The 14,780-nt window shown below is 68.2% G+C and carries 14 protein-coding genes; 11 read left to right on the forward strand and 3 right to left on the reverse strand.

The features are described from left to right. Nucleotides 1–75 precede the first annotated feature (75 nt). The 7 genes from lpxD to HH212_RS18480 are packed head-to-tail and all read left to right on the forward strand — an operon-like array spanning nucleotide 76 to nucleotide 6,426. Nucleotides 76–1,134: a UDP-3-O-(3-hydroxymyristoyl)glucosamine N-acyltransferase gene (lpxD, locus tag HH212_RS18450; RefSeq protein WP_170203802.1), complete on the forward strand. Its 1,059-nt coding sequence runs from the start codon at nucleotides 76–78 to the stop codon at nucleotides 1,132–1,134. Further along, nucleotides 1,131–1,667 carry a 3-hydroxyacyl-ACP dehydratase FabZ gene (gene fabZ, locus HH212_RS18455; RefSeq protein WP_170203803.1) on the forward strand — a complete coding sequence of 179 codons (537 nt, stop codon included), beginning with the start codon at nucleotides 1,131–1,133 and terminating at the stop codon, nucleotides 1,665–1,667. The genes lpxD and fabZ overlap by 4 nt, the downstream gene beginning before the upstream one ends. Further along, nucleotides 1,667–2,455 carry an acyl-ACP--UDP-N-acetylglucosamine O-acyltransferase gene (gene lpxA, locus HH212_RS18460; RefSeq protein WP_170203804.1) on the forward strand — a complete coding sequence of 263 codons (789 nt, stop codon included), beginning with the start codon at nucleotides 1,667–1,669 and terminating at the stop codon, nucleotides 2,453–2,455. Before fabZ ends, lpxA begins: the two co-directional genes overlap by 1 nt. After that, entirely contained in the window at nucleotides 2,439–3,611 is a 1,173-nt protein-coding gene (lpxB, locus tag HH212_RS18465) for a lipid-A-disaccharide synthase (protein ID WP_229217342.1), read from the forward strand. The genes lpxA and lpxB overlap by 17 nt, the downstream gene beginning before the upstream one ends. Nucleotides 3,612–3,661: 50 nt before the next feature. After that, on the forward strand, nucleotides 3,662–4,354 hold the full coding sequence (gene rnhB / locus HH212_RS18470) for a ribonuclease HII (protein ID WP_170203806.1): 693 nt from the start codon (nucleotides 3,662–3,664) through the stop codon (nucleotides 4,352–4,354). Beyond that, the gene (locus HH212_RS18475; protein ID WP_170203808.1) at nucleotides 4,351–5,136 is read left to right on the forward strand and encodes a TrmH family RNA methyltransferase; all 786 of its coding nucleotides are present in this window, start codon (nucleotides 4,351–4,353) and stop codon (nucleotides 5,134–5,136) included. Before rnhB ends, HH212_RS18475 begins: the two co-directional genes overlap by 4 nt. Before the next feature lie 51 nt (nucleotides 5,137–5,187). After that, a complete protein-coding gene (locus HH212_RS18480) occupies nucleotides 5,188–6,426 on the forward strand; it encodes an EAL domain-containing response regulator (protein ID WP_170203810.1) in 1,239 nt (412 codons plus the stop codon). A gap of 177 nt (nucleotides 6,427–6,603) precedes the next feature. Here HH212_RS18480 and ppsR read toward each other — a convergent pair whose 3' ends face one another. Then, nucleotides 6,604–7,461, reverse strand: a complete 858-nt coding sequence (gene ppsR, locus HH212_RS18485; protein ID WP_211172365.1) for a posphoenolpyruvate synthetase regulatory kinase/phosphorylase PpsR — start codon at nucleotides 7,459–7,461, stop codon at nucleotides 6,604–6,606. 299 nt (nucleotides 7,462–7,760) lie between these two features. Here ppsR and ppsA point away from each other — a divergent pair, with 299 nt between their 5' ends. Then, nucleotides 7,761–10,214 (forward strand): phosphoenolpyruvate synthase, encoded by a 2,454-nt coding sequence (gene ppsA / locus HH212_RS18490; protein WP_255486837.1) that lies wholly within the window; start codon nucleotides 7,761–7,763, stop codon nucleotides 10,212–10,214. Between the two features lie 130 nt (nucleotides 10,215–10,344). Further along, nucleotides 10,345–10,719, forward strand: coding sequence for a hypothetical protein (locus HH212_RS18495; protein WP_170203812.1), 375 nt, complete (start codon nucleotides 10,345–10,347; stop codon nucleotides 10,717–10,719). Between the two features lie 24 nt (nucleotides 10,720–10,743). Here HH212_RS18495 and HH212_RS18500 read toward each other — a convergent pair whose 3' ends face one another. Next, the gene (locus HH212_RS18500; RefSeq protein WP_170203813.1) at nucleotides 10,744–11,949 is read right to left on the reverse strand and encodes a GGDEF domain-containing protein; all 1,206 of its coding nucleotides are present in this window, start codon (nucleotides 11,947–11,949) and stop codon (nucleotides 10,744–10,746) included. 280 nt (nucleotides 11,950–12,229) lie between these two features. On the opposite strand from HH212_RS18500, the gene HH212_RS18505 reads away from it, so the two are divergent. Beyond that, a complete protein-coding gene (locus HH212_RS18505) occupies nucleotides 12,230–12,652 on the forward strand; it encodes an NfeD family protein (protein WP_170203815.1) in 423 nt (140 codons plus the stop codon). A 95-nt stretch (nucleotides 12,653–12,747) separates the two neighbouring features. Further along, the gene (locus HH212_RS18510) at nucleotides 12,748–13,704 is read left to right on the forward strand and encodes an SPFH domain-containing protein (RefSeq protein WP_170205529.1); all 957 of its coding nucleotides are present in this window, start codon (nucleotides 12,748–12,750) and stop codon (nucleotides 13,702–13,704) included. Nucleotides 13,705–13,746: 42 nt separating this feature from the next. Here the strand turns inward: HH212_RS18510 and HH212_RS18515 are convergent, their stop codons facing one another. Beyond that, complete coding sequence (locus tag HH212_RS18515; RefSeq protein WP_170203816.1) at nucleotides 13,747–14,694, reverse strand: hypothetical protein; 948 nt, start codon at nucleotides 14,692–14,694, stop codon at nucleotides 13,747–13,749. Between the last annotated feature and the right edge of the window lie 86 nt (nucleotides 14,695–14,780).

Here is a 14,780-nt window from a genome sequence, read left to right on the forward strand (position 1 = left end):
ACCGGCTGCCGGCGCGGCTCGAGCGCGCCCGGCGTCCTCCTTATCCTCCTTATCCTTCACTATGGAATGACCAAGATGGGCACTCGACTGGGTGATTTGGTCGAACGCTTCGGCGGCCAGCTGGTGGGTGACCCGGACCTCGACGTCCAGGGCATCGCACCGCTGGACAGCGCCGGCGCTTCGCACATCAGCTTTCTCAGCAACAGCAAACTGCGCGCCCTGGCGGCGCAGAGCAGCGCGGCGGCACTGATCCTGGCGCCGCTGGACGACCAGAGCGTGGCCGCCACCTATGCCGGCGCGCGCATCGTCACCACCAACCCGTACGCCTATTTCGCGCGCGCCGCCCAGTACTTCGCGGCGCTGGAAGAGAGCGTGCCGGCGCCCGGCATCCATCCGAGCGCCGTCGTGCACGACAGCGCGCGCGTGGACGCCAGCGCGCACGTCGGCCCCAACGTCACGGTCGAGGCCGGCGCGGCGATCGGCCCCGGCGTGGTGATCGATGCCGGCTGCTTCGTCGGCGCGCACGCCGAGATCGGCGAAGGCACGCGCCTGTTCGCCAACGTCACCTTCCACGCGCGCTGCGTGATCGGCAAGCGCGGCATCCTGCACTCGGGCGCCGTGATCGGCACCGACGGCTTCGGCTTCGCACGCGAGAACGGCGCCTACATCAAGATCCCGCAGACCGGGCGCGTGCTGATGGGCGACGACGTCGACATCGGCGCCAACACCACGGTCGACCGCGGCGCGCTGGCCGACACCGTCATCGAGGACGGCGTCAAGCTCGACAACCAGATCCAGATCGGCCACAACTGCCACATCGGTGCGCACACGGCGATGGCCGGCTGCGTCGGCGTGGCCGGCAGCGCCAAGATCGGCAAGCACTGCACCTTCGGCGGCGCCGCCATGGTGCTGGGCCACCTGGAAATCGCCGACAATGTCCATATCTCCTCGGGCAGCATGGTGTCGCGCTCGGTGCTGGAGCCGGGGCAGTACACCGGCTTCTACCCGCTGGCCAAGAATGCGGAATGGGAAAAGTCCGCCGCCATCGTGCGCAACCTTTCCTCGATGCGCGAGAAAATCCGCGCATTGGAAAAACAGATCAAACAATTGACGGAACAAGCACAACAACAATGACCACGACCGAAGCCAAGACCAGCGACGCCGCCGCGTCCAAGACCCTGAACATCACGCAAATCAAGGAATACCTGCCGCACCGCTATCCGCTGCTGCTGGTGGACCGCGTGGTCGACTACGAACTGGGCAAGACCATCACCGCGATCAAGAACGTCACCGTGAACGAGGAATTCTTCAATGGCCACTTCCCGCACCAGCCGGTGATGCCGGGCGTGCTGATGGTCGAGGCGCTGGCCCAGACCGCCGCCATCCTGTCCTTCATGACGATGGGCGTGAAGCCGGACGAGAACTCGGTGGTGTACTTCGTCGGCATCGACAACGTGCGCTTCAAGCGTCCGGTCGAGCCGGGCGACCAGCTGAAGATGGACGTCGAGATCCTGCGCACCTCGCGCGGCATCTGGAAGTACAAGGCGCAGGCCAGCGTCGACGGCAAGGTGGCGGTGGAAGCGGAACTGATGTGCACCATCCGCGGCGCCGCCCAGGCGCAGATGAGCCCGGGCGCAGCGGCGGCACCGGCGGCGGCGGGGCAGTAATGAGCAGGATCCATCCGAGCGCGATCGTCGATCCGGGCGCCCAGCTGGACAGCTCGGTCGAGGTCGGCCCGTATTCGATCGTCGGCGCCAACGTGCGCATCGATGCCGGCACCCGCGTCGGCCCGCACGTGGTCATCGAAGGCCACACGACGATCGGCCGCGACAACCACATCTTCCAGTTCGCCTCGCTGGGCGCGCAGCCGCAGGACAAGAAGTGGGCCGGCGAGCCGACCCGCCTGGAGATCGGCGACCGCAACACCATCCGCGAATTCTGCACCTTCAACACCGGCACCGTGCAGGACGAGGGCGTGACGCGCCTGGGCGACGACAACTGGATGTCGGCCTACACCCACCTGGCGCACGACTGCCGCGTGGGCAGCAACACGATCTTTTCCAACAATGCGCAACTGGCCGGGCACGTGCACGTGGGCGACTGGGCGATCCTGTCCGGCTATTGCGGCGTGCACCAGTTCTGCAAGATCGGCGCCCACGCCTTCATCGGCATGTACACCAGCCTGACCCAGGACGTGCCGCCGTTCGTGCTGGTCTCCGGCAACCCGGCGGCGGCGCACGGCGTCAACATCGAGGGCATGAAGCGGCGCGGTTTTACGCGCGAGCAGATCAACGCCGTGCGCAACGCCTACAAGCTGGTCTACCGCTCCGGCCTGACGCTGGAAGAAGCCAAGGCGAAACTGGCCGAGGAAGAGCAGGGCGCGGGCGAGGCGGCGCCGCAGGTGCGTGCGCTGCGCGACTTCCTGGATGCGACCAGCCGTGGCATCGTCCGCTGACCTGGATGTAGGCGCAGCGCCCGCGCTGGCGCTGGTCGCGGGCGAAGTCTCGGGCGACCTGCTGGCGGCGCGCCTGATGGCCGGCCTGGCGCCGCGCCTGCCCGGCGTGCGCTATTCCGGCATCGGCGGGCCGCGCATGCTGGAGCAGGGGCTGGTGTCGGACGTGCCGATGGACACGCTGACGGTGCGCGGCCTGCTGCCGGTGCTGCTGCGCTACCGCGAGCTGAAGGGCATCCAGGACCGGCTGCGCGACCGCCTGCTGGCCGAACGTCCGGCCGCCTTCATCGGCGCCGACTACCCCGGCTTCAACCTGGGGCTGGAACAGCAGCTGCGCGCGGCCGGCATCCCGACCGTGCACTTCGTCGGGCCGCAGATCTGGGCCTGGCGGCGCGCGCGCATCAAGAAGATCCAGCGCGCGGTGTCGCACATGCTGGTGATCTTCCCGTTCGAGGAAGCGATTTATCGCGAGGCCGGCGTGCCGGTGACCTACATCGGCCACCCGCTGGCCGAGACCATCCCGTTGCAGCCGGACGTGGCCGGCGCGCGCCGTGCGCTCGGCATTCCCGTCGACGCCACGGTGGTGACGGTGATGCCGGGCAGCCGCATGGCGGAAATCAAGTACCTGGCCGAGCCCTTCGTGCGTGCGGTGCGCCTGCTGGCGGCGCGCGACGCGTCGCTGCGTTTCATCGCGCCGATGGCGGGCGAGCGGCAAAAGGCGTATTTCAGGCAGGTCGTGGCGCAGGCCGGATTGCAGGACGTGCCCTTGACGCTGGTGGACGGCGCCTCGCACGACTGCATCGCCGCCGCCGACGCGGTGCTGGCGGCGTCCGGCACGGCCACGCTGGAGGTGGCGCTGTTCAAGAAGCCGATGGCGATCGCCTACAAGGTGCTGCCGGCCGAATGGATGATCATCCGCCACATGGGTTACCTGCCGTGGATCGGGCTGCCGAACATCCTGGCGCGCGAATTCCTGGTGCCGGAATTCCTGCAGCACGCGGCCACGCCCGAGGCGCTGGCGGACGCGCTGTGGTTCCAGCTGACCGAAGAGAACAACCGCGCGCGCCTGCGCGAGCGCTTTACCGAGATGCACCACGGCCTGCTGCGCGACAGCGCGCGCGCCAGCGCCGACGCGGTGCTGCGGGTGATAGGCCGGTAATGCCAGGCCGCGACCGAACCGATGCGGCAACCACAATCAACGAGCAGCACATGAGCAAGAAAAAGTTCGATTTTTACCCGGGCCTGCCGGCCAGGAACCGTCCGTTCACGGTCGAGGACGTGGTGTGCGGCGTGGACGAAGCCGGGCGCGGTCCGCTGGCCGGGCCGGTCTACGCCGCCGCCGTGATCCTCGATCCGCGCCGCCCGATCGAGGGCTTGCGCGACTCCAAGAAGCTGAGCGAGGCGCGCCGCGACGAACTGGCGCCGCTCATCCGCGAACAGGCGCTGGCCTGGGCCGTGGCCGAATGCTCGCACGAGGAAATCGACAGCATCAACATCCTGCAGGCGACCATGCTGGCCATGCGCCGCGCGGTGGAGGCGCTGCACACGGCGCCGACCGTCGCCCTGATCGACGGCAACCGCTGCCCGCAGCTCGCCGCCGCCATCCGCGCCCACGCGGTGGTGGAGGGCGACGACAAGGTGCATGCGATCTCGGCCGCCTCGATCCTGGCCAAGACCGCGCGCGACGCCGCACTGGTGGCGCTGCACGCCGCCTATCCCGAGTACGCGTTCGACCGCCACAAGGGCTACGGCACCGCGCTGCACCTGGCGCGCCTGCGCGAGCACGGCCCCTGTCCGGTGCACCGGCGCAGCTTCGCGCCGGTGCGCGCGCTGCTGCCGCAGCCGGTCCGGGCAACCGTCGCCGCCGCGCAGGCGGACCTGTTCCAGGGAGCCGCCGCATGAAGAGCATCACCTCGCGCGACAATGCCTTCTACAAGGAACTCAAGCAGCTTTCCACCAGCTCGCAGGCGCGCCGCAAGGCCGGCCAGACGCTGCTGGACGGCGTGCACCTGTGCCAGGCCTGGCTCGACCTGGCCGGCGCGCCGCTGCACTGCGTGGTGTCGGAAGGCGCGCTGGCCAACCCGGAAGTGGCGGCCGTCGTCGAACGGGTCGAGGGCGGGCGCGGCCACGTCACGGCGCTGCCGGACGCACTGTTCGGCGCCCTCAGCCAGGTCGAGCACGGCGTCAACCTGCTGTTCCTGGTCGCCACGCCGCAGCCGGCCCGGCCCGCCGTGCTGACCGAATCGGCGGTATTGCTGGACGGCGTGCAGGACCCCGGCAACGTCGGCTCGATCCTGCGCAGCGCCGGCGCCGGCGGTATCACGCAAGTGTATTGCAGCCCCGGCACCGCGTTCTGCTGGTCGCCCAAGGTGCTGCGCGCGGCGATGGGCGCCCATTTCGTGCTCGACATCTTCGAGAACGTGGACCTGCCCGCGCTGGTGCGCGCTGCCGAGGTGACCGTATTGGCCACCAGCGGCTACGCCGAGCGCCGCATCTGGGACGTCGACCTGCGCGGCCCGACCGCCTGGCTGCTCGGCCACGAGGGCCAGGGCGTGTCGGCCGGGCTGCTGGAACTGGCCACGCACCGGGTGGCGATCCCGCACGCCGGCCAGGTCGAGTCGCTGAACGTGGCGGCCTGCGCCGCGGTGTGCTTTTTCGAGCAGCTGCGCCAGCGCCAGGCATAGACGCGGCCCGGTCGTTCGGGTTACTCTTGGGCAATCAAAGATGGAGCCGAGATGGACAACCCGCATTCGCAACCCGCAGCGCCGCCGGCACCCTTGCATTTCCTGGTGGCGGAGGGCGACCCGGTCCAGCGCCGCGCGCTGATCGCCACGCTGCAAGGGCTGGGCGCCGGCCGCATCACCGACGTGCCGGACGGCCCGGCCGCGCTGCGCACCCTGCAGGCCGGCTTCTGGCCGCGCGTGGACGTCGCCATCATCGACCTGGCGCTGGGCGGCATGGACGGCCTGGAACTGCTGTGCGCGATCGCCGCGCTGCAATCGACCGTGCGCCTGATCGTGATCGGCGACCAGCCGGCCAGCGTGCTGTTCTCGGTGGAGACCCTGGCGCAAGCCTATGGCGTCGAACTGCTCGGCACGATCCCCAAGCCGGCCGGCGCCGCCCGGCTGCGGGCGCTGCTGGCCGGCGACGCGGCGGCGCCCGCACCGGGCGCCGTGCGCCGGGCGCCGGAAGCCGCCGGTCCCAGCCTCAGCTTCGCCGAGGTCGGCGTCGGCCTGCAGCAGCGCCAGTTCGAACCGTTCTTCCAGCCCAAGATCGAACTGGCCACCGGCCAGGTCAAGGGCGTGGAAGCGTTCGCGCGCTGGCGCCACCCCGAACATGGCGTGCTCGGCCCGAGCGCCTTCATCGATGCGCTGGAACAGAACGGCCGCATCGATTTCCTCGACTGGACCATGCTGGAACTGGCGGTGGAGCGCTGCCGCCGCCTGCACGACCAGGGCATCCCGGTGTCGCTCTCGATGAACCTGGCGCCGGCCACGCTGGCGCATCCGAACTTCCTGCGCCAGGCCGGCGCCTGCATGGCGCGCCACGGCCTGCTGCCGGATTACGTCAGCTTCGAGATGACCGAGTCGTCGATCCTGGACTTCGACGCCGGCTTCATCGAGCGCCTGGTGCGCCTGCGCATGATGGGCTTCGGCCTGGCCATCGACGACTACGGCACCGCGCGCTCGAACCTGCAGCTGCTGGCGCGCATTCCCTTCTCGGAACTCAAGATCGACCGCTCGTTCGTCGACGGCGCCTCCAAGAAGCGCCCGATCGGCACCGTGCTGAAATCCTTCCTCGGACTGGCGCACAGCCTGGACCGCATGTCGGTGGCGGTGGGCGTGGAAACGCGCCAGGACTGGGATTTCCTGCAGGGATTGGGATGTACCTATGCGCAGGGCTACCACATCGCCAATCCGATGGCGACGGCGGATTTTCCGGGCTGGCTCGAAGAGTGGCGGCAGTTTTTCTAGACCATCGATATCGGCGGTGATCGCCGGCCCCGGCATCGCCCCGCGCCAACAACGGCGCCCGTCGATTCGAACGCGGTGTGAACGCGTGGACGGCGCCGGCGTGGTCGTGATGCGAACCGTCCGGCGGAGCCGTCCACCCTACGCCCGGTATCGTCCGCGTGCCAATAAACATCGCCGTCAATATTGCGCGCGCGCGCTCGATTCCGGCTTGATCTCCTGGAGGATCGTGGTCGAGATCTCCTCGATCGACTTGGTCGTCGACGACAGCCAGCGGATGCCTTCGCGCCGCATCAGCTGCTCGGCCTCGTTCACCTCGTAGCGGCAATTCTCGATCGACGCGTACTTGCTGCCGGCGCGGCGCTCGTTGCGGATCTCGGCCAGGCGTTCCGGCGTGATGGTCAGCCCGAACAGCTTATGCTTGAACTGCGGCAGCGCCGAGGGCAGGCGGCCGCGCTCGAAATCGTCCGGAATCAGCGGGTAGTTCGCCGCCTTGATCCCGTACTGCATCGCCAGGTACAGGCTGGTCGGGGTCTTGCCCGAGCGCGACACGCCGACCAGGATCACGTCCGCATCTGCCAGGTTCTTGTGCGACTGGCCGTCGTCGTGCGCCAGCGAGAAGTTGATCGCCTCGATGCGGTTCTTGTATTCCTCGGTGTCGACCACGTTGTGGATGCGGCCGATGGTGTGGGTCGACTTCACGCCGAGTTCCTGTTCCAGTGGCGAGACGAAGGTCTGGAACAGGTCCATGTGCATGCCCTGCGCGGCGCGGATCACGCTCGACAGGTCGTGCTTGACCAGTGTCGAGAACACGATCGGGCGCTGGTTGTCGGCCTGCGCGATTTCGTTGATGCGGCGCGCCGCCTCGTGGGCCTTGTCGATGGTGTCGATGAAGGGCAGGCGGATCTGGCGGAAGCGCATCTCGAACTGGCTCAGCACCGCGTGGCCGAAGCTCTCCGCGGTGATGCCGGTACCGTCGGAGACGAAGAGCACGGTGCGCGCCGCGCCCTGGTTGCCTGGAGTGCTGGAGGTGGTCATAGTGCCTTTTTGCTAATATGATGACAAACTTGCAGGCGCCGCGCTGCGAATCGCAATCACGCGGTAAAATGCTCTGCAACGGTTTCAGGAAGTCCGCCATCCGCCGCGCCGCGCCATCGGTGCCGATGCGCGAAGACGACGGACTCCTTTCCGGGATTGTGCTGTACGCAACCAAGAATAACAAGAAACGCCCGGACCTCGCGACACCCGCCGTGCTACTCCGTATGCACCGCCGCGCAGCGTCCATCCGCAGCCCATCCCACCGTACCGGTTTCCATCATCAAAGAAGGTGTTTTATCATGACCAACCTGTCTACCGCAGCATTGAACGTTCCAGATCCACAAGCCGGCGCTGGCGCCGGCGACAACGTCTATGTTGCACCGTTCGAACAACTGCGCATGACCGACGTCGAGTCGGTCGGCGGCAAGAACGCCTCGCTCGGTGAAATGATCAGCCAGCTGGCCGGCGCCGGCGTGCGCGTGCCGGGCGGCTTCGCCACCACGGCCGAGGCGTTCCGCGACTTCCTGCGCCACAGCGCCGACGGCGGCCCCTCGCTGGGCCAGCGCATCGCGCTGCGCCTGGAAAGCCTGGACGTGGACGACGTGCGCGCGCTGGCCGCGGCCGGCGCCGAGATCCGCGGCTGGATCGTCGGCACCCCGTTCCAGCCGCGCCTGGAACAGGATATCCGCGACTTCTACGAGCGCCTGGTGGCCGATTCCGATACCGAGATCTCGTTCGCGGTGCGCTCCTCGGCCACCGCCGAAGACTTGCCGGATGCCTCCTTCGCCGGCCAGCAGGAATCCTTCCTCAACGTGGTCGGCATCGACAACGTGCTGGAAGCCATGAAGCACGTGTTCGCCTCGCTGTACAACGACCGCGCGATCTCCTACCGCGTCCATAAAGGCTTCACGCACGCCGAGGTGGCGCTGTCCGCCGGCGTGCAGCGCATGGTCCGTTCCGACACCGGCGCGGCCGGCGTCATGTTCACCATCGACACGGAATCCGGCTTCAAGGACGTGGTGTTCATCACCTCCAGCTACGGCCTGGGCGAGACCGTGGTGCAGGGCGCGGTCAATCCGGACGAGTTCTACGTGCACAAGCCGATGCTGGAGCAGGGCAAGAAGCCGGTCATCCGCCGCAGCATCGGCTCCAAGCTGATCAAGATGGAGTTCACCCAGGAAGCCAAGGCCGGGCGTTCGGTGCGCACCGTGGACGTGCCGGTCGAGCAGCGCAACCGCTACTCGCTGACGGACGACGAAGTGGTCGAACTGGCCAAGTACGCGGTCATCATCGAGAAGCACTACGGCCGCCCGATGGACATCGAGTGGGGCAAGGACGGCCGCGACGGCAAGCTGTACATCCTGCAGGCGCGTCCGGAAACCGTGAAATCGCAGCAAAAGGCGACCGACGCCCAGCAGCGCTTCCAGCTGAAGGGCAGCGGCACCGTATTGACCTCCGGCCGCGCGATCGGCCAGAAGATCGGCGCCGGTCCGGTGCGCGTGATCAGCGACCCGTCCGAGATGGAGCGCGTGCAGCCGGGCGACGTGCTGGTGGCCGACATGACCGACCCGAACTGGGAACCGGTGATGAAGCGCGCCTCCGCCATCGTCACCAACCGCGGCGGGCGCACCTGCCACGCGGCGATCATCGCGCGCGAGCTGGGCGTGCCGGCCGTGGTCGGCTGCGGCGACGCCACCGACATCCTCAAGGACGGCACCCTGGTCACCGTGTCCTGCGCCGAAGGCGACGAAGGCAAGATCTACGACGGCCTGCTGGAAACCGAAGTGTCGGAAGTGGTGCGCGGCGAACTGCCGCCGATCAAGACCAAGATCATGCTCAACGTCGGCAACCCGCAGCTGGCCTTCGACTTCCAGTCGGTGCCGAACGGCGGCGTCGGCCTGGCGCGCCTGGAATTCATCATCAACAACAACATCGGCGTGCACCCGAAGGCGATCCTCGAGTACCCGCACATCGACGCCGACCTGAAGAAGGCGGTCGAATCGGTGGCGCGCGGCCACGCGTCGCCGCGCGCGTTCTACGTGGACAAGCTGGCCGAAGGCGTGGCCACCATCGGCGCCGCGTTCTGGCCGAAGCCGGTGATCGTGCGCCTGTCCGACTTCAAGTCGAACGAGTACAAGAAGCTGATCGGCGGTTCGCGCTACGAGCCGGACGAGGAAAACCCGATGCTGGGCTTCCGCGGCGCCGCGCGCTACCTGGCCGAGGACTTCGCCGAGTCGTTCGAGATGGAATGCATGGCCATGAAGCGCGTGCGCGAGGAAATGGGCCTGACCAACGTCGAGATCATGATCCCGTTCGTGCGCACCCTGGGCCAGGCCGCCAAGGTGATCGAGCTGCTGGCCAAGTATGGCCTGAAGCGCGGCGAGAACGGCCTGCGCGTCATCATGATGTGCGAAGTGCCGTCCAACGCCATCCTGGCCGAGCAGTTCCTGGAATACTTCGACGGCTTCTCGATCGGTTCCAACGACCTGACCCAGCTGACCCTGGGCCTGGACCGCGATTCCGGCATGGAGCTGCTGGCCAAGGACTTCGACGAACGCGACCCGGCGGTCAAGGCGATGCTGTCGCTGGCGATCAAGGCCTGCCGCGCGCAGGGCAAGTACGTCGGCATCTGCGGCCAGGGGCCGTCGGACAACATCGACTTCGCCGAGTGGCTGGTGGACGAGGGCATCGAATCGATGTCGTTGAACCCGGATTCGGTGATCGATACCTGGCAGAAGCTGGCGGCGAAGTAAAACCGGGCTGACCAGTCGCGCCCTCCGGTCCGTTCGGGCCGGAGGGCTTTTTTATTTCTGTTTTGTAACAGGATCTTGCCTGCAGACGCGAATGCGTTATTCTTTCGGAAATTATTTTCCGAAGGATGCCATGAAACGCCTTGTTCTTTCGATGATCTTGCTGGCATTGTCCAGCGCCGGTTTCGCCCAGGACGCCGCCTTCTGCAAGTCGGTGTGCAATTCGGAAAAAACCCAGTGCCTGGCCAGCGTCGGCAAGACGGCCTACAACGAAGGCCTGCTGCCGGACGGTACGCCGGACAAGAACCCGCTCGCGCGCGTTGCCCAGGTGCAGATGCTTTCCAGCGACAACGGTGCGCTGGAACGCTCGGGCCTGCAGCACCGCCGCATGGCGCGCAACGGCGCCTGCGACGACGCCTACGCGCGCTGCACCCGCAGCTGCAAGGTGGAGACCGACGGCGATGCCGTCGGCAAGGTGGTCGAGCGCCACGGCAAGAAGGACAATTGACGGCAGCCGCCGCGCCGGCAGCGTTCAGGCGCGGCGGCGCGCGCCGTCATGGCGTGCGGCCGCGGCCGCCATGACGCGGTTGCGCCCGGCCGCCTTGGCGGCATACAGGGCGGTATCGGCGCGCGACAGCAGGTCGGCCACGGTTTCGCCCGGCGCCAGGGTGGCGACCCCGATGCTGACCGTGTAGCCGATGGCCGCCGCCGCGTCGTCGGCGCCGCGCTCGACGGACGGGTCGTGCGCCACGCACTGCAGGGCCGCGCGCAGGCGCTCCGCCGTGTGCAATGCGGTATCGGCCGCGGTGGCGGGCAGCAGCACGGCGAATTCCTCGCCGCCCAGGCGCCCGCCGAGGTCGCGGCTGCGCAGCAGCGCGCCGGTGCGCGCGACGATCTCCACCAGCACCCGGTCGCCGGCCGCGTGGCCGTGGGTGTCGTTGATGCGCTTGAAATGGTCGACGTCGAACAGCAGCAGCGACATCGGCGCCTGCGTGCGCGCCGCATGGGCGCGTTCGCGCTCGGCTGCCGCGAAAAAGGCGCGGCGCGAGGGCGCGCCGGTGAGGTGGTCGTGGTCGGCGGCGTGGTTGGCGCGCGCGATGATCTCGGCGTTGGCCATCATGACGGCGCCCAGCGTCAGCGTCGGTATCGACAGGGTGCCGCAGGCGAAGAACACCAGGTCCAGCGTCGGCACGTCCACTGACGGCAGCCAGCCGGCCACGCGTGCGCCGTAAGCGGCGCCGCGCACGAACAGCCCGATGCCGATGCCGAACGCGGCGCCCATCGTGAACAGGTAGGGATAGCGGCGCGGGGCCGCAGGCAGCGCCGTCCACACGCTGCGGCACATCGCCATGCACAGGCCGCCGTGCAGCAGCGACACCACGGCCACGCGCAGCGGGGTGGAGTCGATGCCGACATGCAGCGCCACCACCGTCGCCATGGTGGCCGCGGCGAATCCACCCAGTGCGCGCCACTGCACGCCGCATCCAAGGTGGCGGCGAAAGCCGGCGTACATCATGACCGAGGTGCCGATCATCAGGGCGTTCGCCAGTTCGATCGACAGCAAGGCCGAAATATGGTCGCGTGCGGCGAACAGCGGCATGGCGGCCATCGCCATCGCATTGGCGACCGACCATTCGCGGATGCCCCTGGCGCCGCTGTGCGCCTGCGACGACAGCACCAGCAGCATCACCGCCGACATGGCCATCATGAGCAGGAACAGGCTGGTGGTGCTCAGCATCGGCAGGCGTTCGGGGAGGGATGGGCGGACATAGGAGCGGGCAGCGCGCTACCCGGCTTTCATGAAGGAATTGCCAGATGGTATCAAAATCGGCAGGGCAGCGGTGTTTATCGAACAGCAATCAAATCGGCGCCATCCGGACAAGATTGCAAATTTACAAGACGGCTATTGACTCTGCGCGCCGGGAAGTTACACTGGCCATGCACGCCGCTGCGCTGGCCAGCCCTCGTCGCTCGTTCCGGGAGGCGGGGGTTTTCATCGTTCGGAACGGGAGGAAACCATGGCTGACTGGATGGGCTGGCTGGCGCTCGCCGGCATACTCGTGATCCTCGAACTGTTCATCGGCACCTTTTACCTGCTGATGATCGCCATCGGCTTGGCCGTCGGCGGCGTGGTGGCGCTGCTCGGCGCGGCCCTGCCGCTGCAGGCGATCGTGGCCGGCGTGGTCGGCGTGGCCGCCACCGGGCTGCTGCACCGTTCGCGCTTCGGCCGTCCGGCCCGGCAGGACGCCACGCGCGACCGCAACGTCAACCTGGACATCGGCCAGCACGTGTCGGTGCCGGCCTGGGACAATGGCCGCGCGCGCGTACTGTACCGCGGCGCGCTGTGGGACGTCGAGCTGGGGCAGGGCGCCACGGCGCACCCGGGCCAGTTCCGCATCGTCGAGGTGCTGGGCAGCCGGCTGGTAGTGGCCAATGGCTGAAGCGCCCATGCCGCGGCGGCCGCGGCATGGCATGTTCGTGTGACCGGCCGACCCGTTCGGCCGGCATCGTCGTCAACAACGAGAAAGGCCCGTCCATGTTCTCCTTCGGTAGCGTCGCACTGGTGATCTTCATCGTCGCCCTGGTGTTCGTGTTCAAGACCATCAACGTCGTGCCGCAGCAGCACGCCTGGGTGGTCGAACGTCTCGGCAAGTACCACGCCACCCTGGCGCCAGGACTGAACATCGTGGTGCCATTCATCGACCGCATCGCGTACAAACACAGCCTGAAGGAGATTCCGCTGGACGTGCCGCCGCAGGTCTGCATCACGCGCGACAACACGCAACTGCAGGTGGACGGCATCCTGTACTTCCAGGTGACCGATGCCATGCGCGCCTCGTACGGCTCGTCCAACTACATCCAGGCGATCACCCAGCTGGCGCAGACCACGCTGCGCTCGGTCATCGGCAAGATGGAACTGGACAAGACCTTCGAGGAGCGCGACCACATCAACACCACCATCGTCAACGCGATCGACGAATCGGCCGCCAACTGGGGTGTCAAGGTGCTGCGCTACGAGATCAAGGACCTGACGCCGCCGGCCGAGATCCTGCACGCGATGCAGCGCCAGATCACCGCCGAGCGCGAGAAGCGCGCGCTGATCGCGGCGTCGGAAGGACGGCGCCAGGAAGCGATCAACATCGCCAGCGGCGAGCGCGAGGCGGCCATCGCCCGTTCCGAAGGCGAGAAGCAGGCGGCGATCAACCGTGCCCAGGGCGATGCGACCGCGATCGTGGCGCTGGCCGACGCCAGCGCCACCGCGCTGCGCCAGGTGGGCGACGCCATCCGCAGCCCGGGCGGGGCAGACGCCGTCAATCTGCGCGTGGCCGAGCGCTACGTGGATGCGTTCGGCAAGCTGGCCAAAACCAACAATTCCATCATCGTGCCGGCCGACCTGGGCGACATGAGTGGCCTGATCGCCAGCGCGCTGCAGATCGTCAAGAGCCAGAAGCCGGACCTGATCCGCGCGACCACGTCCACGCCGAATGCCTGAACGCGCCTTGCAGCGGGCGCGCCTGGCAGCCTGGCCTTCAGGCTAGGGCACCGGCGCCGTGGATCGGGCGGCGCCGGCGGGGTCCGCGGGGGCGATCAGCAGGCGCTGCGCAGCCGGGTCGAACAGCACCCGCCGCGCCGCGAAGAAGGGCGCGCCCAGCAGCCCGTCGAAGGGGGCGCCGTCCAGGGACATGGCGCGCGCCTTCATCGCGCCCAGCGCCGCGCCGCCTTCGGTGCGCACGTCGGGCAAGTTGCATGGATCAGGCGCGTCGCCCGCGTCGTCGCATCTGCCTGCGGTGCCCGCCAGGCTGCCCGGGTTGATGAAGTTGAGCGGGGCGCCCGTGTCCAGCACCAGCTTGAGCGGCTTGCTACCCACGCGCAGCGTCACGTAAGGTCCGGTCTTGCCGTGTTCCAGGCGCAGCGACTGCCAGCCGGCGGCGCGCGCCTCGGGATCGGCAAGCGGATGCCGGCCGGGCGCGTAGATGGTCAGTGTGCGCCGTGCGTAATCGAACATCAGCGCGCGCTCGCCGAACGCGAGCAGGTCGATGGCGCCGCCGTTGCGCGCGCGCGTAAGCTCCGCATCCGGGCCTTCGGGTGCGCCGCCCCAGTTCACATGCACGCGTCCACGCACCGGTTCCAAGGCGGTGCGGCCGACGGTCACGCGCCGTGCGACCAGCTTGCGCACCTCGTGCACCTGGCCGAGCAGGTCGGAAAACCGGCTCGTCTCGTCCAGCATGGTGACCGAGCCGGCGTCGTCGATGGTCGCGGTCGGCAGCGAGATGCCGAAGCCGCCGCCGCTGTCGAACATCATCTCGCTGCGCGCCGCGCCGACGGCGACCTGCACGAAAGGCAGGCCGTTGACGAAGCGCAGCGGGACGACGGCGGGCGCTGGAGACGGGGCCGATTGCGCGATGGCGCTGCCGGCGAGGAGGGCCAGCAGCACGGCGGGCAGGCGCAAGGCGGGAAGGCAGGAACGAAGGAAGGGCGGCATGGGTGGCAAGCGATGGGAAAGATGCCATCCTAGCCGCAAACGGCGTTACGGGGGCGAATCGATCGCCGCCGTGCCGGGTAGGGTGG

The sequence above is a fragment of the Massilia forsythiae genome, assembly GCF_012849555.1.
Taxonomy (GTDB): Bacteria; Pseudomonadota; Gammaproteobacteria; order Burkholderiales; family Burkholderiaceae_D; genus Telluria; species Telluria forsythiae.

Bases quoted from the DNA above. Each gene is read 5' to 3' on its own strand.
- HH212_RS18480 (WP_170203810.1), top strand. From the start codon at position 5,188: ATGGACAACCCGCATTCGCAACCCGCAGCGCCGCCGGCACCCTTGCAT.
- HH212_RS18475 (WP_170203808.1), top strand. From the start codon at position 4,351: ATGAAGAGCATCACCTCGCGCGACAATGCCTTCTACAAGGAACTCAAG.
- HH212_RS18505 (WP_170203815.1), top strand. From the start codon at position 12,230: ATGGCTGACTGGATGGGCTGGCTGGCGCTCGCCGGCATACTCGTGATC.
- HH212_RS18510 (WP_170205529.1), top strand. From the start codon at position 12,748: ATGTTCTCCTTCGGTAGCGTCGCACTGGTGATCTTCATCGTCGCCCTG.
- HH212_RS18495 (WP_170203812.1), top strand. From the start codon at position 10,345: ATGAAACGCCTTGTTCTTTCGATGATCTTGCTGGCATTGTCCAGCGCC.
- ppsA (WP_255486837.1), top strand. From the start codon at position 7,761: ATGACCAACCTGTCTACCGCAGCATTGAACGTTCCAGATCCACAAGCC.
- HH212_RS18515 (WP_170203816.1), bottom strand. From the start codon at position 14,694: ATGCCGCCCTTCCTTCGTTCCTGCCTTCCCGCCTTGCGCCTGCCCGCC.
- ppsR (WP_211172365.1), bottom strand. From the start codon at position 7,461: ATGACCACCTCCAGCACTCCAGGCAACCAGGGCGCGGCGCGCACCGTG.
- lpxA (WP_170203804.1), top strand. From the start codon at position 1,667: ATGAGCAGGATCCATCCGAGCGCGATCGTCGATCCGGGCGCCCAGCTG.
- lpxD (WP_170203802.1), top strand. From the start codon at position 76: ATGGGCACTCGACTGGGTGATTTGGTCGAACGCTTCGGCGGCCAGCTG.
- fabZ (WP_170203803.1), top strand. From the start codon at position 1,131: ATGACCACGACCGAAGCCAAGACCAGCGACGCCGCCGCGTCCAAGACC.
- rnhB (WP_170203806.1), top strand. From the start codon at position 3,662: ATGAGCAAGAAAAAGTTCGATTTTTACCCGGGCCTGCCGGCCAGGAAC.
- HH212_RS18500 (WP_170203813.1), bottom strand. From the start codon at position 11,949: ATGCTGAGCACCACCAGCCTGTTCCTGCTCATGATGGCCATGTCGGCG.